This is a genomic window from Streptomyces sp. NPDC058619 (assembly GCF_042717785.1).
Classification (GTDB): Bacteria; Actinomycetota; Actinomycetes; order Streptomycetales; family Streptomycetaceae; genus Streptomyces.
Genome location: NZ_JBHXQN010000086.1, coordinates 1 through 17,890, shown reverse-complemented (window position 1 = coordinate 17,890; position 17,890 = coordinate 1). Strand labels below are relative to the sequence as shown.

Sequence of the window (17,890 nt, the reverse complement as noted above, 5' to 3'; positions counted from 1 at the left end):
TCAGCCACCCGAACATTCTGATCGCGTGATGCCACCCGAGGAACCACCTGGGCGGCATGTCACGAGAGGGCGAACGTTGCCTGACGCGGCACTAGCTGGGCACCGGTGTCTGGCCGGATGTCTCGATGCCTGCCTGGCGGAAGTCGTCCAGGGTGGAGGCGATGGTCTCGGGGGCGACGCCGACCGAGTAGTCCAGACGTACCCGGGTGTTGAATCCCGCCGCGACGGCGTCCAGGGCGGTGGCGCGCACGCAGTGGTCGGTCGCGATGCCCACCACGTCGACGTCCCTGACCCCGCGGGCGCGCAGCCAGTCGGCGAGGGACGTTCCTTCGGTGTCGGCGCCTTCGAAGCCGCTCTTGGAGGCGCTGTGGGCCCCCTTGAAGAAGACGGCATGGACCTTGCCGCCAGCGGCGGTGGGGGCGAAATTCGGGTGGAAGTCGCCGCCCTCGTCTCCCGCCACGCAGTGGACGGGGAAGCTGTCCTTGAAGTCCGGGCTGGAGGAGAAGTGGCGGCCCGGGTCGATGTGATGGTCCCGGGTGGCCACCACGTACTGGTAGTCACCGCCCGCGGCGCTCTGCTCCACCAGCTCGGCGATCGCGGTGGCGATCTGCGCGCCTCCCGCGACGGGAACGCTGCCTCCCTCGCAGAAGTCCTTCTGCACATCCACGACGATCAAGCCTCGGCTCATCAGGAGCACCTCTCAAGACGACGGAACGACTCCCGTCTTCTACCGGTCTCCTCGCCTCCACCGAAGACGTGACGACCTGCGCTCACCCGCACAGCCGAGGACGTTCACCGCAGGAACGATTCGCACCCTTGAAGGTGAACCTCCGCCCGAGGGCAGCGACGAGACGGCTCGCACCACGGGGGCGGCGGGAGGCGTGATCTTGCGTTTCCGTATGCCGGCCCTTGGCGCCGAGAGGTCGGCGGGAACTGATCGAACAGCGTGAGCAGCCTGTTGTACTGCGGTATGGCAGATCAGAAGCAGTGCACGGTGGTCCGGACCGGACGGTATGAGGGTGTCCAGGGCGGCAGCGCGGGTGTCAGCGCCCAGTCGGCGGGAGCGGAGCGGCTCCACCGTCTGGTGATGGCGGCCGGGACCCGCGGCCGTCCTCACCTGCACGAGGGGCACGAGTCGGCCATCTTCATCCAGTCCGGCCAGGTCGAGGTCTGGCACGGAGAGGGACTGGTCGAGCATGTGCTCCTGCAGGCGGGCGACTACATCCACATCCCCGCCGACACTCCCCCACATGCCGGTGAACCCCGGCACCCAGGACATGGTGTGCCTGGTCGAACGGACCGACCCCAACGAACAGGAAGGCGCCCGGCTCCTTGACCTGCCCCTGTGGCTGGAGTCCCGAGTCGAGCCGCTGCCCGTCGGGGCAGGCTGAACCACCGGACCCGAACCAAGAAGCGGACCGGCGGATCCAGCGACGCCGCCGGCACGCGTGACACCGTCGCCGACCCACCCGCGCCAATTCGGGCGCCCTGGAAGGGGGGAAAGGCGGCCGTGACGCAGCCCTTCGCGCAATGCAGGCCGGCTGTTACTTGCCGCCGCTGCCGCCGAATGCGCCCCCTCGCTTCTGACAGGGGGAGCTTGAAGCGCAGCCTCCTGAAGGCCCGGCGCCAGCACCTGCCGGCTGAGGCAAACAGCCAAGCTCCGGCCTGGGTCAGGCCCCTCCCCTTCTCGCCTGGCAACTCGCGCTTCGCCGGAATTGCCCCTCTCTCCATTGCGCCGTTTCAAGAATGGCGCGGTTCGAGGTTTGGGGTGAAGTGTTCATGACCAAGTTCTGTGACTATGGGCATATCGCTGGTTGCCAGTCATCCTGCTGTCGCCGTCTTCCGCCTGCCCCGAGGCGGGCGCCCCACCCCGGCTCTGGGTTCACGGGTCGATGATGCGGCGGTGCGCACCGCGCGCGTGCTGGCCGGGGCGGCGACCCATGCCAGACCTGTCGAGCGGACCCTCGTACTGCGGCATGCCGCGTCTGCTGCTGGTGAATTGGCAGCCGCACTGTCAGATCAAGCGCCGGCCGTGGCCGGTGAAGCACTGCAGGCCGAGTCGACCAGCCAATCCTTCTTCCGGGTCCGTGAAAAAGAACTGTCCGATCAGCAGGCCGCGCTGCACGGTGTCCTGGTCATCCATCGCGGCCTTCAAGACCTCTGTGATGCGCCACTGTCGGGCGCAGACCTGGCACTGGAGCTGGCCGGGATGCGCCAAGCGGTATTCGACCTCACCGGCGCGAAACCGGGCACCGGCCATGACTTCGGCCCACCTGTCGCCGATCCCGAGCCTGGTACGAGGGCGTCGCTGGAGGAGGTGTGGAGCGCTCGGTGGCTCATCGGCCACCAGGTCCACGTCCTGTTCAACATCTGCGCCGCGGTCGCCGTGGCCGACGCCGCCGGCCACCTGCGCCACGGTGACAGCGACGCCGCGCTGCTGAGGCTGGCAGACGCGACGGTGTACGTGCGCGGTTTCCCCGCGGCCATGACCCACGCCAGTACGATCCCGGCCGATTACTACATGGCGGCGATACGCCAGACCATGGCGCCTCCGTCGGTGGACATGCCGTTGAGCGGGCGCCAGCACCGCGGATACAAGCTGTTCCGGGCGGCGATGAGAGACCTGCTGTCGGTGCTTCCCGATACCTACGAGCACCTGGCGGCGCGCGCCCCGGACCTGGCCGAGGCGCGGGGCGCTCTCCTGGAAGCCGACATCGTCGATGGTGAACGGCACGTCACCCTCGCGTACTCGCTGGTGCATCTGGATCGCTCCATCGCGCAGAAACCCGAAGGGCCCGACAATGCCGTCGCCGAACTGCGGCTCATGCGGCATCGACGCGCGGCCCAGTACGCCTCCCTGATCCGATTCGGGGACCACTACATCGCCGACGCCGTAGCGGGCCTGCGCCACACATGAGCCCCCGCGTGCGCCGCTCAATCCCCTGCAGGAGACTTCGATGGCCGAGACGACGCCCGACACCACCCACAGCAGCGGCCTCGACCTCGGCCGGGAGCTTGACCGCGCGGATACCGATGCGTGCGAGCGAGTAGCTCGCACCTTGTGCACCGGCGGGAACGACCAGGCCGACAGCCCCGAGTGGGTGGCGCTGGCCCGGGACGCCTGGGAGGACCTTCCGATAGGGCTGCGCCGCGCGGTGCGCCGGTTTCGAAGGCACTCCGGCCCGACGGGCACCTTGGTGATCGGCGGCATGCCCGTCGACCAGGCGGCCCTGCCCCCGACACCGACCGTACCCGGCTCGGTCCAACGCCAAGCCACCATCCCGGCCGCGGTGCTCACCATGGTGGCCTGTGGGCTCGGGGAGCCTCTCGCCTACCGGGCTGAGAAGTCCGGCGCCCTCGTGCAGGACGTGGTACCCGTGCCTGGGCAGGAGACCTTCCACGGCAACGCAGGATCGGTTCCGCTGTCCTTCCACACCGAGAACGGATTCCACCCCCACCCACCCGACTACGTGGTCTTCCTGTGCCTGCGCGCCGACCACGACCGGATCGCCGGCATGCGCATCGCTGGCATCCGCCAAGCACTGACGCTCCTCACCCCGGCCAGCCGCCAGGCCCTGTTCACACCGGAGTTCACCACCACCCCACCCCCCTCTTTCAACCCCGACGCCGCCACGAGCAACGCAGACATCAAGCCGCGACCGGTGCTTTCCGGAGCAGCGGAGGACCCCGACATACGCATGGCTCAACTCGTCACCACCCCGCTCACCCCCCGAGCCGCCGCAGCGCTGAGCGAATTCGGCCGCGCCTGCGAGGCAACCGCCCACACCCTGCGCCTGACACCCGGCGACCTCGTCATCATCGACAACCGCGTCACCGTCCACGGACGCACCGCCTTCCACCCCCGCTACGACGGAGCAGACCGCTGGCTGCAACGCACCTACGTCACCACCGACCTGCGCCGCTCCCGCGACCACCGCCCCCACGACGGCCACGTACTCGCCCGGTGACCCATCCCCCGGAACACCAAGACCCGCGGCCCCGCCGCGGGGCGGGGGCTGAGGCTTGACAGTGCGCAACACAGTAGGTCTCTGGCGCGTACGCGGGTACGGACGCTGTCAGCTGGGAGATGACGGCCGTAAGCGAGGATGGCACCGAGTACGGGGATGCGGAAGACGAACGGGCGCGCGCCGAGGGAGTCGATGCTTCCTACGATGTTCTGCCTGGCCATCAGCTGTTGGATGCCGGAGGCGACCGCGAGGTCGCCGGGCTCTTACCCGGCGACATTTGGCCAGAAAGAGGCCGGAGCGAGATGCTTTCGCCGGTCAAGATCGCAAGCGGGGCGCACGCCGTGCGGGTGGTAGCCCTTCCACGCGCCCTTCACACCCTGAGATGACGCAATTACTTTTCGTGACGTCACTTCTGGCGCTGGTCTCCCACCTGAACGTCCTTCCCCGCCGGCGGCCCTCTGGGCACGTAGGCGCGTTGGACGCACAGGACGGACGTCCGGTGCCGCCGGCCGACATCCCCCGCAAGCACACGTAGATCGCATGCCCCACCCGCGAGAGTCGGGTGCGGGCCGGAGAGGGAACGCGATGGGTTCATGGCACTGGAACGACCAGGACAGCCCCACCACCACAGTCGGTGTCCGGGCCACGATGGGCGCCGTCACCATGAAGAACGACGCCAAGGCCGAACAACGACCGTACGTGTTCGTGCGCGGCTACGACTCGCGTCTGCACATCAACTGGTGGAACGGCAAGGTGTGGGACTGGAGCGACCAGGGCACCCCGGCCGGGCGCACCATCATCGAGAAGGTCGGGGCCGTCACGGTCCAGGACGGCCCGAACGAGCAGCAGCGGCCGTACGCGTTCGTCATCACCGACGACTCGATGCTGCACGTGAACTGGTGGGACGGCCTCAAGTGGAACTGGAGCGACCAGGGCGCACCCAGCGGGCGGCATATCCGTGAGGGTGTCGGGGTCGTCTGCGTGCAGGACAGTCCGGGCGCGAAGCAGCGGCCGTACGTCTTCGTCATCACCGACGACTTCCGGCTGTGGGTGAACTGGTGGGACGGCTCCAAGTGGAACTGGAGCGACCAGGGCGCCCCGCCGAACCACACCGTCTCCCGCCCCCTGGGCGTGACCACCATGAAGAACGACGCGAACGCCTTCACCCGCCCGTACGCGTTCGTCATCACGGAGGACTCCAAGGTCTGGGTGAACTGGTGGGACGGCTCCAAGTGGAACTGGAGCGACCAGGGCGCCCCGTCGGGTCAGCCGGTCAAGAAGGGCGTCGGCGTCATCAGCGTCCAAAACGATCCGAGCGCCCAGCAGCGGCCTTACGCCTTCGTCCAGGGCTACGACTCGAAGCTGTACGTGAACTGGTGGGACGGCTCCAAGTGGAACTGGAGCGCACAGGGCACGCCCAGCGGGCGGCTCATCCTGGACTCCGTCGGCGTGGTCACGATGAAGGACGAACCGAACGCCTTCACCCGCCCCTACGTCTTCGTCATCGGCGACGACTCCAAGCTCTACCTCAACTGGTGGGACGGCAAGGCGTGGCACTGGGCCGCCCAGGACACCCCGCCCGGACGCGTCATCGAACGCCCCGGCGAAGCACTCACCATGCAAAACGATCCGAACGCCACCCAGCGGCCCTACGCCTTCGTCATCACCGATGACTCAGACCTCTGGGTCAACTGGTGGTCCCTGACCTGAGCCACAACAGCCGCCTGGCCGGGCCCTGGGGCCCGGCCAGGCGACTGTGCGTTTCGGTGTGCCCGGGGCATCTGCGCGGAGCCGGGCTTCGGGCCCACGTCCATCACTCACTTCGAGCGTCGTCTGAACCGCGCCCTTGCTTTTCCCACAAAAAGCAACAGTAAAGTTACCGACAGCGACATTCGGCCGGGCTGTGCGATAAGCAGCCGAGATGTGGGGCACTGTCCCTGCTTGCTTCCACAGCTCCTGCGACGGCCCTGGACGGGGCGGCCTCGCGACCTCTGCGACCGGCACCGTGACCTCTGCGCGACCGAAGGAGTCATCGCGTGTTTCCCGCCGCCGGAGAAGGGGGTACGGCTGTGCTCGTGCTGACACTGCCGTCACAGCCCGTTCCGCTCCGTGCCCGCTTCGCCGAGACCGGATACCTCCCGCTCCCCGACCTGATCACCCGCCAAGGGCTTGAGGCGCTGCGGCACGAAGCCGCCCGACTGGAAGCCGCGGCGACCCGCCGCGACTTCCGCATGGAGTGCATGGACGACAGCCCCCGCCACATGACCACCCTGGGCGGCCACCACATCGCGCAGGAATCCGCGCTCATCAGCACCCTGTACCGCGATACCGGACTGCTGGCTCTGCTCACCGCTCTCCACGGAGTGGGTGTGCTACCCGTGGAAGAGCCGGTGGAGCGGCACGTGCTGAACATCCTTCACCAGCCCGGTGACACTCACGGCGCCCACACCGACGACTACCCCCTAGCCCTGGTCCTCTTCATCGAGGCACCGGAAGCGTCCGACGGCGGGCTGCTGGAGTTCAACCCCGGCCGCAGAAGCCTGAGCTCCCTGAACGAACCCGGCACGTGCCGGCTTCACCACCAGGCGGGAGACGCCTACCTGCTGCGCAGCGACCTTACCGCCCACCGCGTCACGCCCCTCGACCGCCCCGGTACCCGCCGCACGGTGCTGAACTTCGCCTACACCACCGAAGACCACCAGGCGCCGGCCACTGACTCCGCTCAACGCCTGTACACCTGACCGCGCCACGCCCCGGCCGGCAGCCAGAGCCGAACCGGGCTGAGCGGTGCATACGGCGGAGGCCCTTCCCCAACGGCCTGGTTCAGGCGCAGCGGCAGCGGTCAGGTATGCCGCCTGCTGCGGGCTCGAGCCCACCCCCACCGCCTCGTGCAACGCTCGCGTGGCCCGTCCTGACTGGCCGGGCCCGGCCAAGCTCCGCGTGTTCGGCCGGGACGAGGGCGACGGCGGGGTGAACGGGCGGCGGCAGCGGATCCGGCTCTTTGCTTGCGGGCTGGTCAGCGGGTGAGTACGTGGCCAGGACAGTCGCGACGAAGGGCGGGGTGGGCATCTGGATCAAGGACCTCACCCGGACCACTCCTCGATCACAACCAAATACGCGCCCTAGCAGCCCGGGGGATCAGTACCCCGGTGGATCAGAGTTCGCCGAAGAGCAGGTTGCCCGGGGCGTCCTCGTCGGTGCCCGTGTAGTACTCGCGTGCCGCGTGGAGGAGTTCGTCGAGGGTCAGGGTGCCGTCGCCGTCGGCGTCGATCCGCTGGAACAGCGTCTCGGCGTCGGCGGGGCTCAGCCGGGTGTCGAAGGCCTCCTGGGCCTTGTGGAACTCCTCCGGGCTGATGCGCCCGTCGCCGTCGGTGTCGACGATCGTGAGGATCGCCTGGACCATCGGCCGGAACGAGCGGTCGTAGGCGGGCCCGCCCTGTGCGTACAGGCGGGTCATGCCCACCTTGTACTCCTCGGGCGTGACCTTGCCGTCCCGGTCGATGTCCAGCTCGGTGAACAGGTCCTGCCAAAAGTCGGCCAGGCCGCCCATCACCAGCGTCGCCTTCGGTGAGGTGGCCGGCTCCGCGAGGGCCGACAGCAGCCGGGACCCGAGCGCGATGATGTCGTCGGCGTCGATCACGCCGCTCCGGTCGGCGTCCAGGTGGGTGAAGGCGCGGTCCAGCTTGCGGTCGAGCAGGTCGTTCGTCATGTCGGGTGCCTTTCACGGCTACGGAGCGTGGGTTGACCAATGCCTACCGTAGTCTCCCTCTGATCGTGAACTCCCGTTCTCCTGCTAGGAAGTTGTGGATGCACTCTTACGAGGTATGGGTGGCCGGCGCCGAGGAGCCCGGTATCCGCTGGGTCTACTGGCCTCGGGTGGGTCAACTGCTGCGCGAGCCGTTCCGGGTGCTCGGCCTCAAAGCGCGGCTGGAGCGCGGCGAGGACCTCCCGTACGACGACCGCCTGCTCGCCGGCCGGGTCGCGCTGTCCGCTCCCGAGCAGGGGCTGCGCGCCCTGGCCGCCGCCCGCGCCGCCCAGCCCGCCTGGGCGAGGGTTCCGCTCGCCGACCGACTGGAGCTGCTGCACGGAGTCCGCCAGGCCGTCGCCGAACGCCACGACGAGCTTTCCGCGCTCCTGATCGCCGAGGGGCACCCGGTACGGCTCGCCGCCTGGGAACTGGCCTCCCTGGCCTGTGCGTTCCACCCGGACTCGGTCGCCGAATACGCCGCCCAGCTGGAGCAGCCGGAGCGGATCTCGGCGGGCCGCCGCATCCGCATGGTGCGCAAGGCCGACGGAGTGGTGTGCCTGAGCCCGCCGCGCAACGCACCGACCTCCAACTCCTTCTACGGGGTGGTGGCGCTGGCCGCGGGCAACGCCCTGGTCGTCAACGCGCCGCCGACCGCCCCGCTCGGCGTCAGCTTCGTCTACCGGGAGATTGTGGCCCCGCTCCTGGAGCGGCTCGGCGCCCCGGCCGGCACCCTGAGCGTGCTCTCGACGCACGGCCGCGCCGTGATGCGGCAGTGGCTGGACAGCCCCGACTGCGACGACATCGTCTTCTTCGGGGGCTCGAAGCAGGGCCTCAAGCTGGAGCGGGAGTGCGTGGTCGCGGGAAAGAAGCCCGTACTGGAACTCTCCGGCAACGACGGCGTGCTGGTGTGGGCCGACGCCGAGGCCGATCTCGCCGCGCGGGCCCTGTGCGAGCGGTACTACGGCTCCGGCCAGATCTGCATGACCCCGAAGTTCGCCATCGTCCACCCGGAGGCCGCGGACCGGCTGCTGAAGGAGCTGGTGGAGCGGGTGCGGGAGATCCGGCCCGGTCCGCCGGAGGACCCGCAGACAGTGCTCAGCCCGGTGGTCAAGCGGGCGGAGTTCACCGAGTTCCTCGACGAGGTGCTGGCGGCCGGTGGTGAACTGCTGTGCGGGGGCGAGTTCGTGGACGTGGACGATGCGCCGACGACCGCGGGGCCGTTCATCCGCCCGGCGGTGGTCCGGGTGGACGGCCTGGCCACGGCCGCGCGGCTGCGCGCGTTCCGCGAGGAAACCTTCTTCCCGCTGCTGTGCGTGGTCGTCCCCGAGGCGCCGCTGGGCATCGAAGAGGCCATCGGCTTCCTCAACGCCAACCGCTACGGCCTGCGCAACTCCCTGTGGACGCAGGACGAGCAGATCGCCGAGCGGTTCTGCGCGGAAGTGAACAACGGCGGCATGCTGAAGGTCAACGACTCGCACATCGGCTGCCTTCCGGTGCTCCCGTCCAACGGCGGCACAGGCGCCACCGGCGGCATCTTCGGCGAGGCCAACCAGCCCGCCGTGCGCACCACCCACCTACAGTCGATCGCCGTCGCCACCCTGGTCCGGCCCCGGGACTCGGTGTTCGACCACGCGGCGGGCGTGATGTGAAACCGGCGGCCGGTCCTTGCCGACCGCAACCTTCCGGGAGGTGTGGACGTCGTACGTGCGTACGCACGTTGTACGTACGACCGATCGGGGGACAGGGTGTTCAACGGGTGAAAGGGGCGCGGCCGATGGGTCGCGTCCCTCGGGGGGTGTGGCCAGGACTTCGCCTTCCATGTCTACCGTGAGGATCAGCAGCGGCCGGGCCGCCTTCGCCACCAGCTCCAGCGCTGGGGCGAGCTCCGGGGTCTCGGTGATCTTGACGTTGTAGAGCAGGATGTACGGCTTCTCACAGTCCGCCGACGAGGACTCGGGTCGGTTGACGAAGTACGGGGTGAGGTAGCCCCGGTCAATGGAGATGTACCTGTCCTTGCTGGGCAGGGAAGTCCTCGGTCTGCGTGGTCATCGCTGTGCTCCTTGATATCGGCCATCACGGTGGGCCCGGCTCGGCAGCCGGTCACGGCCGGCCCTTGAACGGGGACCGGTTGGTTCGTCGCTGTTCAGGGGACAGCGGTTTCGGCTCGGCGAGGGTGGCGCGGGTGACGGGGCCAGGATGCCGTACCCCTATTCCCTGGGGCCCAGCCGGTCGCGTAGGTATGTGAGGATCGGCGCGAGGGCAGTCTGTGACTGCTTCGATTCGGGCTTACCGCAGTCACAGGCGTGAAGGGGTACATGGGCATGGACAGCGACGGCGTGCTGGTGCTGCCCGATGAAGGCGACACACGGATCATCGTGTGCCGGGGCGATTTCGACATGGACACCCTTGCCCCCTTCACCGCCGCCACTCAAGAGGCTGTGGCCGACGAGGGCGTCAGGCGGATCAGCATCGACGTGGCGCAGGTGACCTTCGCCGACTCCTCCATGCTCAACGCCCTGCTGACCACTCACCGCTGTGGATGCCTGATCCTCGTCGGCCCCCTGCGAAACCAGCTCGCCCGCCTGCTGGAGATGACCGGCGCGGACACGGTCTTCACCATCACGGGCAGCCTCGAGGCCGCCCGCGCCCAGCCCCTGCGCTGACCGCGAACCGCCCGGGGGACGGGCGGGATGGGGCCTGTCGCCAGGGCATTCGGGGCGGGTCCTCGCCCAGGCCACGCGCCTGTACTCACCTACCGGAGCGGGCGTAGCCTGGTGCTGCTGCGGTGGCGGGACCGGGGAGGTCATTCACCCCTCCCGTCGCCGCACTCCACAACTCGACGATTCCCGATCACCCCAAAGCCGCCGATGCGCACTCGGGCCCGGTTCAAGGGCGTACCGGTCGACTGGCTCCGCCGTACCCGGGTGAGGCCCTCTGCCCTTCGTCGGATCCCGGCTCGGCGCCACCGCTTCCGGGCCGGCTTCCTCACGCGGGGGCAGGCGCAGCGCGGGCCAAGCCGGGTTCCAGCGCCAGGACGCCCACCGGTCGGCATCCGCGAACGGCCCGGCCCGTTCCTCGAGCATCGCGAGGACCTGGGCGCGGGCGTACTCCACCGCCTGGTGCTCGGTGTCGGTGACGATGCCCAGGCGCCTCACGTGGGCGTACTCGCAGAGTAAGCCCGGGGCGCAGTGGCAGGGTCGCCCCTGCTCCGTCTCCCCGGACTTCTCTCCGAACCCGCCGTGCACCTCTCAGCGCAACGGGCTCTCCACGGCATCTGCCGTCAGGCCGATTGCGTCCATGGATTGGGAATCTTGTTGCCGCGATAGCGGTATCGGGTGACCGGGATGTCCCCGATCCTCCGCAACCTGACGTCGCCCGCCGTGATCGGCTGCCACGCCCCGGAGGGAGTGATCAGCCGCCGTCGGACGTCTCCGAGGCTCCAGTCGTGCCGCGAGCGCATCATGCGCACGACCCTCCACCAGGTGAACGCGTCCACCATGGCGAAGACCCGTTTCGCGACCGCGTATTTGAAGTACTCGGCCCATCCGTGCGTGATCATGTTCAGCCTGGTCAGCACGTACTCCATGTCCTGCTGCGACAACCTGCGGGTCATGGCACGGACCTTCATCTTGACCGAGCGCACAGCGCGCCGGGAGATGTCGGTGTAGACGTACCACTTGTTCGTCCCTCGTTTGCGGCGCCACTGGACGCGGAACCCCAAGAAGTCGAACCCCTCGCTCAGGTGCACGATCCGGGTCTTGGCCTGTGACAACCGCAACCCGATCCGCGTCAGCACCTGAGCGATCTCGTCGCGCAACGCCGCTGTGTCCTCCTCGGTCCCATGGACCATGACCGCGAAATCATCCGCGTAGCGGACGATTCGCCATGTCGGCAGGCCTTTGCGGCGTCGGGTCTGGCGCTTCGAACCGGCGGACAGCACCCCGATGCCTTCCCATGGCTCGTGCAGGTGCTCGTCGAGCACTGACAGAGCGATGTTGGCAAGCAGTGGGGACAGGATGCCCCCTTGTGGTGTCCCGGTTCGGGTGTCCTGGTGCTCGCCGAGTTCCGTGAGGATCCCGGCTTTCAGGAACGCCTTCACCAAGGCCAGGACCCGCTTGTCCTTGATCCTCTTCCTGACCCGGTCCATCAGCGCGACGTGATCGATCTCGTCGAAGCACGCCTCGATGTCCGCGTCCAGCACCCAGCGATAGCCCTTGGTGCCGAATTGGTGGATCTCAGCAATCGCGTCCTGCGCCCGCCTCCTGGGTCGGAACCCGTACGAGACCGGCTTGAAGTCGGCCTCGAAGATCGGTTCCAGCACCAGCTTCAGCGCAGCCTGGACGACCCGGTCGGCGATCGTGGGAATCCCCAGCCGCCGCACCTTCCCGGACCCGCCCGGCTTGGGAATCTGCTTCTCCCGCACCGGAAGTGCCCTGAACGCACCCACTTTGAGCTGGGCTCGAAGGTCGTCCAGGAACCTCAGGACCCCGATCTGCTCCTCCACGTCGGTGACCGTCAGGTCATCGACGCCGGCAGTCCGGGCCCCTTGATTCCCCGCGACCCGGTCGAACGCCAACGTCAGCGTCGCCGGGTCGTGCACGAGGTTGAACAGGTCGTCGAACCGGCGGCCATGGTCGGCCGCCGCCCAACGGTGAAGTTTGGCCTGCATCTCCGATACCCGCTGCCGTGGCCCCACCGGGGCCTCGTCCAGCAGAGCGCCGTCATTCGACGGTGCGCCTTTCGGCATTGCAACCTCCTCCCCTCTCGATATCGCTGCCGCCCTTCCCCATGTGCCGGGCTCTCCCCGGCTCGGAGTACTACGGCGGCTCCGCCCCACCAGGCCGTTCGGCAGTCGATGCGCCTATCCCCTCCAAAGCGGCTGGCTGCCGCCCCGCGGGGAACTGCACCTGGTGGTTCCCGTGTTCACTGTGATTCGCTCGATGGAGTAGGAGCCCGACTGTGTCCCCGCGGCATCGCCATGAGTACGCCGCAGGCTTTCCTCATGGCCTCCGGGTCGGCAAAGACAGACCTCCCCAGGAGTTCCGACCACCCAGCCATGGATGATCGTGCGCACCGCATCCGGCCCATATCCGCCAGGTTGGAGCCGGTGGAAGAGTGGGGGACGTAACGACGCCGGTTCCTCACGTACTCCTCTCCATCACGCTCGCCGGGCCCACGCCATCTGGCAGTGCTGGCGCGTCCCGTCTTTGTCAGGGCTGCTCCCGCCCTCCCCGGCAGCACCCGGATCAGGCTGCCCTCAGCTTCACCGTCCTGCTGCGACAGGATCAGTGGCGCAGTAGGGGTCGGACCGGGGCGCGGTACTTGCCTTGTGACCAGCCCGTTTCCCCGGCCCGCCCTCCGCACCGGACATGCACCTCTCAGCGCATCCGGCGCTCCACGGACTCCCTTGGGACCGCGCGGCTCAGGCCGTCGCGGCTCTCGTCCACGGTGTCGGAATGCTGTAGCCCCGCCATCGATACCGGGTGACCTTCACCCGCTGGGGGACGAACAGCGTGATCCCGTCCTCTTCGGGCCGCCAACCGGGCTCGCCGGTCAGGTAGCGGCGTCGCAGAGTCCTCCAGTCGATCCCGGGATGCTGTTTCCTCAGCCACAAGGTGACCCGACGCCAGGTGAAGGCGTCGAGGTAGTGGAACGTGGCTGTGGACGACCCGAACCGGAAGTAGTTACACCATCCCCGCATCATCGAGTTGAGCTGACGAAGCAAGTCGGCGAGGGTTCGTTGACCTCTCTTGTTGGTGGCCGCCCGCACCTTGTCCGTGATCGAGGCCAACGCCTTCTTCGACGGATAGGTGTAGACGTAATACTCGCCGGTACCCCTCTTGCGCCTCCGCTGGATGTGGAAGCCGAGGAAGTCCAGCCCCTCGTCGATGTGGCAGACACGGGACTTGGCCGCAGACAGCCGGAGCCCCAGAGGGGCGAGAACTGCCGCGACCTCCTCCCACAGCTCATCCGCATGGGCTCGGTTGCCGCACACCATGATCAGAAAATCGTCCGCGTAGCGGACGATCCTGTAGGTGGCGCCTCCGCGCCTGCGGTGTGCTGTCCGCCTGCCGCCGCTGCCGTGAGCGTCCCATTTGGCGCTGAAGTGTTCATCCAGTGCCGACAAGGCGATGTTGGCCAGCAGCGGCGAGGCGATGCCGCCCTGGGGTGTGCCGGTGTTCGTCTCCCGAGTCGCACCGTCGGCGGACATGATGCCCGCCTTCAGGAACGCTTTGACCAGGGAAAGAACCCGCTTGTCCCCGACTCGTCGGCGCATCCGTTCCAGAAGAGCGGAATGCGCGATGTTGTCGAAGCACGCCTCGATGTCCGCGTCCAGCACCCAGTGGTAGCCCTTGGTGCTGAAGTGGTGGATCTCGGCGATCGCGTCATGGGCCCGTCGCTCAGGGCGGAAACCGTAGCTGACCGGCTTGAAGTCCGCCTCGAAAATCGGTTCCAGGACCAGCACGAGCGAGGCTTGCACAAGCCTGTCCATCGCAGTGGGAATCCCCAGTCTCCTGAGCTTTCCCCCGCTGCCCGGTTTGGGGATCATGCGCTCCCGCACCGGCAACGGGGTGAACGTGCGAGCCCTCAACTGCTCCCGCGCATTACCCAGAAAGGCCACGACGTCGGCGTCGTCGGCGATGAAGGCCGGAATCACCCGGTCCACGCCGGCGGTGCGCGCCCCCTTGTTGCCCCTCACCCTTCCCACGCCACCGTGAGGAAGTCGGGGTGATGGACGAGGTTGTAGAGATCATCGAACCTGCGGTCGGGATCACCGACCGCCCATTGGTGCAGCTTGGTCTGCATCCGTCGTACCCGCAGCCAGGCCCCGTCGGGGTCTGGCCACAGCTCACCGGTATTCACCAGTGCCTCCGTCCCTTACAGTCCCTCAACTATGAATCCGCTGGGCCGCTTCGCCATGTGGACGGCTTTCCCGTCCCCCGACTACTACCGGCCCTCCGCCCCACCTCGGGCCATCGGCTGACGACGCGCCTTCCCTGCCGACCCGCCTGGAGGACAGGTCCGGAGCGGGAGCTCCGAGGTGGTTCCCACGTTCACTGCGTTCCGTTCGTCGGGTGAGGCGGCCAGCTTTGCCCCTGCGGCATCGCCACGGTTACGCCGCAGTCCTTCACCGTGGCCTCCCGACCGGCAAGATCAATCCGATCCAGGAGTTCCCGCCCATACGGGCGGTGCGCACCGCAATCCAGCCCAGATCCACCGGGTTCGAGCTGGCGGAGGTCTTAAGGGGCTTTACACCGCTGGTTCCTCGCGTCCACCTTCCCGTCTCGCTTGCCGGACCCGCACCGTCCGGTAGTGCCGGTACGTCCCGTCGTTGTCGGGGCTGCTTACCACCAAGACCGGTCGTCTCACCAGCCCCGGCTGCCCCCAGCTTCCACCGCTCCGCTGCGACGGAACGGCGGTGCAGGTCTCACACCCGCACACGGACACACAGCGCCTCGTGGCGCACGGTCTTTCACCTCCGCTCGAATCACAGCGCCTCACGGCGCAAGTCCTCGTCCTTCCATGCGAACCGGTCCAGGCCGGGGCCGATGACGAGGTCGACGGCCAGGTCGAAGGTGTCGAACCCCGCCCGGGTGCGGCACGTGGGGCGCTCGAAGTTGACGTACCAGTTCCGCAGGCCAGCTGCCGTGTAGAAGGCGTTGACGCTGAACCAGGCCTCCGGCGGCTTCCACAGCAGCAGCTCGGTCTCCTGCCAGCGCGCAGCCGTCAGCTCCCACTCCCCCGACGCCAGCTCGTCGAACGGCGCCATGCGCAACGTCGCGTCGTTCTCTGTGCGGGTCCTCGCGTACAGGGCCGGCCAGAGAACCTCCGCACCCGGCGCGCAGGCCGTCACCAGCGCCTCTTTCGTGTCGGTGATGACGCGCTGTGCCTGGGCGCTCCAGACCCGGCCGCGGTGCATGTCCCGCCGTACGACCGTCTCCCCGCTGCCGAAGGACTGCTCCCTCACCTGGCCACCCCGCTCGTCTTCACCACGTCCCGGCCTTTCCGGTACCGGAGCCTGCCCCATAGGGCTGTTGTCCATCCTCAAGCCGGTCTGATCTCGGATGGTGGCCGCCCGGATGCGGTACGCCGCGCTCACCGAGCGCTGCGTGGAATCGTGTGGCCCCGCCCTCCGGTAACGCGCGCCGCTGTCCGCCATACAGGTGACGGGGTTGAGAATGGGATTTGCCCTGGTTGCGTCGGTGGGAGGTGCGGGGTGAGGGCGCTTGTCGGCGGGCTCCTGGAGGGGACGGTGACGAGGAGGCGGGAAATGGCGTCGGGATCTGGGAGGGCCGGCACGCAGATCTCAAGCGGCCCGGCGTCTCGTGGCGGGGCGCGGCCGCGCGCGTCGTGATGCGGGCCCGGGGAGGCGGTCAGTGCCCGGCGTGGAAGACCATGCCGCGGTCTTTCGTCCAGGTGCGCAGGGGATGCCGGGTGCCGTCCGTCTCGGTCCACAAGGTGATGGTCACGTTGTCCGAGCCGTGCGTCGTGATGAAGTCGGCGAAGCACTTGACCGCGGTGGGTTCGGTGTCCCAGGTCCCCTGGACCTGCGGTCCGCCGGGGGTGAAGGTCATCGACACGTGGAAGGGACCCGCCGGGGGTGCAGGTGTCGGCACGGTGTCGTCTACCGGCTGTGGGTGGTCTCGAAGATCTCCACGGCCGTGGCACCGGACGGCGTGAGCTCCTGCTGCCGGTGCTCGGCCGAGGGCCTGTCGTAGTGGACGCCGGAGGTCTTCTCTTGGCCGTCGAGGACCCACCGTAGCGGCCGGCCCAGCGCTGGGCGGTCGTCGGGGACACCTGGAAGCGTTCGGCGGCCCGCCGCAGGGGCCAGCCGTCCTCGACCACGCAGCGGGCCAGGCGCAGGCGTCCGGTCTCGGTCAGGGGTGCATTACGGTGGGGCATGAGGGCCTTCTGTCGTTCGGTGGAGATGTCGCAATCCACACCGAACCCGGAAGGCCCTCACCCGTTCAAGATGCCTCGGTCGAGACCTGCGTCACCCGTCCACAACCTCCCGGGGCAATACACCTAGCGCAACAGACGCCCCAGGACCAGGTCTGTGCAGCGGATCCCGCCTCCGGGGTGCCGCTCCAGCGCTCCGTCAGCTGCTCCCCGCCCACCCAGTGGTCCGCTGACCTGGCCGAACGTCGACACTCGGCGCCGGAGCTGTCGGTCTTCTCGTGTAGCGTCTCCGGAAACCTTGGGGGGGGTAGGGATCATGAGTGGTGGCAGCACAGACCTGGAGATGGATCCGGTCGCAGTGCAGAACATCCAGGACGGTCTGCGGTCCGCGGTCGGGGAGTTGCGTGAGTTCGCGATGGACACCTCGGCCGTGGCGGGTGGCGGTATGAGCCAGCTGGCGCTGACGGGTATGGAGGCCGGTCACCCGGCGGTCGCCGCGGCGTTGGAGGGCTTCTGCGAACGCTGGGATATGAGCGTGAGCAGTCTCTTCGTCATGACCAGCGGGCTCGCCGAGCGCCACTTGGACCACCTGGGCGCGGCCGGAGGCCCTGGCGTTTTGTCGGACACGTCGGCCGCCGCCCCCTTTTTCACTCCGCATGAATCCGGTCGATCGCCTCGTTCCGCGGGAGCGTTCCGGGCGGCCCCGCTCCTCTGTCAGCTCAGGCTCTTTTGCCTGGGTATTGCGGCCGACTCGGTGTGGGAGGAGGACCAGTACCGCAGGGGCACTTTCAGTGGCGAGGTGGACCAGGCTGCCGGCAGTCGCGGCCCGGACGGAGCTGCGCGCGGGTATCCGTGGCCCGCGGGCGGGTAGTCCCGGCCGGGAGTTTGGCGACGCCTTAGAGCACGATCCGCTCGAACTCCGACAGCTCCCCGGCCGGCCGTCAGCGGCAGCCCGCCGATCGCCTTCATCCGCTCGCTCCGACCGCTCCCGAGTGACCTGCGTGGGCGAGGTCATGGGGGGCTGTGCGGGGCGGCGCCTCGGGTTCGGCTCGGATGGTGTTGCGGTCCTGTTCCGGGCACGGGCGGGCATCCGTGCCCCCCCTGCGCGCGCGAGAGACGAGAGGCGGCATACGATCGGCGCATGGTCCGTTCCCTGCCGGTTCCGCCCCCGACTTCGCTGCTCTCGGACGGAGTTGTCGTCGTACGGCTGCGGCGCGCGTCCGATGTGGACGCCATCGCGGAGGCGGGTCACGACCCCGAGACCCGGCGCTGG

15 protein-coding genes and 2 pseudogenes are annotated in these 17,890 nt (G+C 68.5%); 9 read left to right on the top strand and 8 right to left on the bottom strand.

Translation table 11 applies throughout. From position 1 onward, the window contains the following. Positions 1–91 precede the first annotated feature (91 nt). Complete coding sequence (locus tag ACFWTC_RS36550; protein ID WP_384030189.1) at positions 92–688, bottom strand: isochorismatase family protein; 597 nt, start codon at positions 686–688, stop codon at positions 92–94. A gap of 282 nt (positions 689–970) precedes the next feature. Here ACFWTC_RS36550 and ACFWTC_RS36545 point away from each other — a divergent pair. The 6 genes and pseudogenes from ACFWTC_RS36545 to ACFWTC_RS36520 form a co-directional block, all read left to right on the top strand. Next, positions 971–1,186: pseudogene (locus tag ACFWTC_RS36545) on the top strand (cupin); the annotation flags it as partial. A 64-nt stretch (positions 1,187–1,250) separates the two neighbouring features. Continuing rightward, complete coding sequence (locus tag ACFWTC_RS36540) at positions 1,251–1,391, top strand: hypothetical protein (protein WP_384030214.1); 141 nt, start codon at positions 1,251–1,253, stop codon at positions 1,389–1,391. A gap of 512 nt (positions 1,392–1,903) precedes the next feature. Then, positions 1,904–2,917: a hypothetical protein gene (locus tag ACFWTC_RS36535; RefSeq protein ID WP_384030191.1), complete on the top strand. Its 1,014-nt coding sequence runs from the start codon at positions 1,904–1,906 to the stop codon at positions 2,915–2,917. A gap of 40 nt (positions 2,918–2,957) precedes the next feature. After that, the gene (locus ACFWTC_RS36530; RefSeq protein WP_384030193.1) at positions 2,958–3,968 is read left to right on the top strand and encodes a TauD/TfdA family dioxygenase; all 1,011 of its coding nucleotides are present in this window, start codon (positions 2,958–2,960) and stop codon (positions 3,966–3,968) included. 585 nt (positions 3,969–4,553) lie between these two features. Beyond that, on the top strand, positions 4,554–5,678 hold the full coding sequence (locus ACFWTC_RS36525; RefSeq protein ID WP_384030195.1) for a hypothetical protein: 1,125 nt from the start codon (positions 4,554–4,556) through the stop codon (positions 5,676–5,678). A 359-nt stretch (positions 5,679–6,037) separates the two neighbouring features. Beyond that, a complete protein-coding gene (locus ACFWTC_RS36520) occupies positions 6,038–6,709 on the top strand; it encodes a hypothetical protein (protein ID WP_384030197.1) in 672 nt (223 codons plus the stop codon). 413 nt (positions 6,710–7,122) lie between these two features. Here the strand turns inward: ACFWTC_RS36520 and ACFWTC_RS36515 are convergent, their stop codons facing one another. Then, entirely contained in the window at positions 7,123–7,677 is a 555-nt protein-coding gene (locus tag ACFWTC_RS36515; RefSeq protein WP_384030201.1) for an EF-hand domain-containing protein, read from the bottom strand. Between the two features lie 98 nt (positions 7,678–7,775). Here ACFWTC_RS36515 and ACFWTC_RS36510 point away from each other — a divergent pair, with 98 nt between their 5' ends. Then, positions 7,776–9,365: an aldehyde dehydrogenase family protein gene (locus ACFWTC_RS36510; RefSeq protein WP_384030203.1), complete on the top strand. Its 1,590-nt coding sequence runs from the start codon at positions 7,776–7,778 to the stop codon at positions 9,363–9,365. A 672-nt stretch (positions 9,366–10,037) separates the two neighbouring features. Next, complete coding sequence (locus ACFWTC_RS36505; protein WP_384030205.1) at positions 10,038–10,379, top strand: STAS domain-containing protein; 342 nt, start codon at positions 10,038–10,040, stop codon at positions 10,377–10,379. Between the two features lie 617 nt (positions 10,380–10,996). Here the strand turns inward: ACFWTC_RS36505 and ltrA (ACFWTC_RS36500) are convergent. From ltrA (ACFWTC_RS36500) to ACFWTC_RS36475, 6 genes and pseudogenes are all read right to left on the bottom strand, one after another. After that, on the bottom strand, positions 10,997–12,463 hold the full coding sequence (gene ltrA, locus ACFWTC_RS36500) for a group II intron reverse transcriptase/maturase (RefSeq protein WP_384030207.1): 1,467 nt from the start codon (positions 12,461–12,463) through the stop codon (positions 10,997–10,999). 675 nt (positions 12,464–13,138) lie between these two features. Beyond that, complete coding sequence (gene ltrA / locus ACFWTC_RS36495) at positions 13,139–14,416, bottom strand: group II intron reverse transcriptase/maturase (RefSeq protein ID WP_384030209.1); 1,278 nt, start codon at positions 14,414–14,416, stop codon at positions 13,139–13,141. Beyond that, positions 14,413–14,580: a hypothetical protein gene (locus tag ACFWTC_RS36490; protein WP_384030211.1), complete on the bottom strand. Its 168-nt coding sequence runs from the start codon at positions 14,578–14,580 to the stop codon at positions 14,413–14,415. Before ACFWTC_RS36490 ends, ltrA (ACFWTC_RS36495) begins: the two co-directional genes overlap by 4 nt. A 625-nt stretch (positions 14,581–15,205) precedes the next feature. Beyond that, positions 15,206–15,685 (bottom strand): DUF402 domain-containing protein, encoded by a 480-nt coding sequence (locus ACFWTC_RS36485; RefSeq protein WP_384030212.1) that lies wholly within the window; start codon positions 15,683–15,685, stop codon positions 15,206–15,208. Positions 15,686–16,091: 406 nt separating this feature from the next. Continuing rightward, positions 16,092–16,292: a hypothetical protein gene (locus tag ACFWTC_RS36480; RefSeq protein WP_384030216.1), complete on the bottom strand. Its 201-nt coding sequence runs from the start codon at positions 16,290–16,292 to the stop codon at positions 16,092–16,094. A gap of 184 nt (positions 16,293–16,476) precedes the next feature. Beyond that, positions 16,477–16,620, bottom strand: a pseudogene (locus ACFWTC_RS36475) (helix-turn-helix domain-containing protein); the annotation flags it as partial. Positions 16,621–16,933: 313 nt separating this feature from the next. On the opposite strand from ACFWTC_RS36475, the gene ACFWTC_RS36470 reads away from it, so the two are divergent. Further along, a complete protein-coding gene (locus tag ACFWTC_RS36470; RefSeq protein ID WP_383932269.1) occupies positions 16,934–17,488 on the top strand; it encodes a hypothetical protein in 555 nt (184 codons plus the stop codon). The last annotated feature ends 402 nt before the right edge of the window (positions 17,489–17,890 follow it).

Excerpts from the sequence above, each read along its gene's own strand:
- ACFWTC_RS36540 (WP_384030214.1), top strand. The coding sequence starts at position 1,251 with ATGCCGGTGAACCCCGGCACCCAGGACATGGTGTGCCTGGTCGAACGG.
- ACFWTC_RS36530 (WP_384030193.1), top strand. The coding sequence starts at position 2,958 with ATGGCCGAGACGACGCCCGACACCACCCACAGCAGCGGCCTCGACCTC.
- ACFWTC_RS36470 (WP_383932269.1), top strand. The coding sequence starts at position 16,934 with ATGAGTGGTGGCAGCACAGACCTGGAGATGGATCCGGTCGCAGTGCAG.
- ACFWTC_RS36515 (WP_384030201.1), bottom strand. The coding sequence starts at position 7,677 with ATGACGAACGACCTGCTCGACCGCAAGCTGGACCGCGCCTTCACCCAC.
- ltrA (WP_384030207.1), bottom strand. The coding sequence starts at position 12,463 with ATGCCGAAAGGCGCACCGTCGAATGACGGCGCTCTGCTGGACGAGGCC.
- ACFWTC_RS36505 (WP_384030205.1), top strand. The coding sequence starts at position 10,038 with ATGGACAGCGACGGCGTGCTGGTGCTGCCCGATGAAGGCGACACACGG.
- ACFWTC_RS36525 (WP_384030195.1), top strand. The coding sequence starts at position 4,554 with ATGGGTTCATGGCACTGGAACGACCAGGACAGCCCCACCACCACAGTC.
- ACFWTC_RS36510 (WP_384030203.1), top strand. The coding sequence starts at position 7,776 with ATGCACTCTTACGAGGTATGGGTGGCCGGCGCCGAGGAGCCCGGTATC.
- ACFWTC_RS36550 (WP_384030189.1), bottom strand. The coding sequence starts at position 688 with ATGAGCCGAGGCTTGATCGTCGTGGATGTGCAGAAGGACTTCTGCGAG.
- ACFWTC_RS36480 (WP_384030216.1), bottom strand. The coding sequence starts at position 16,292 with ATGACCTTCACCCCCGGCGGACCGCAGGTCCAGGGGACCTGGGACACC.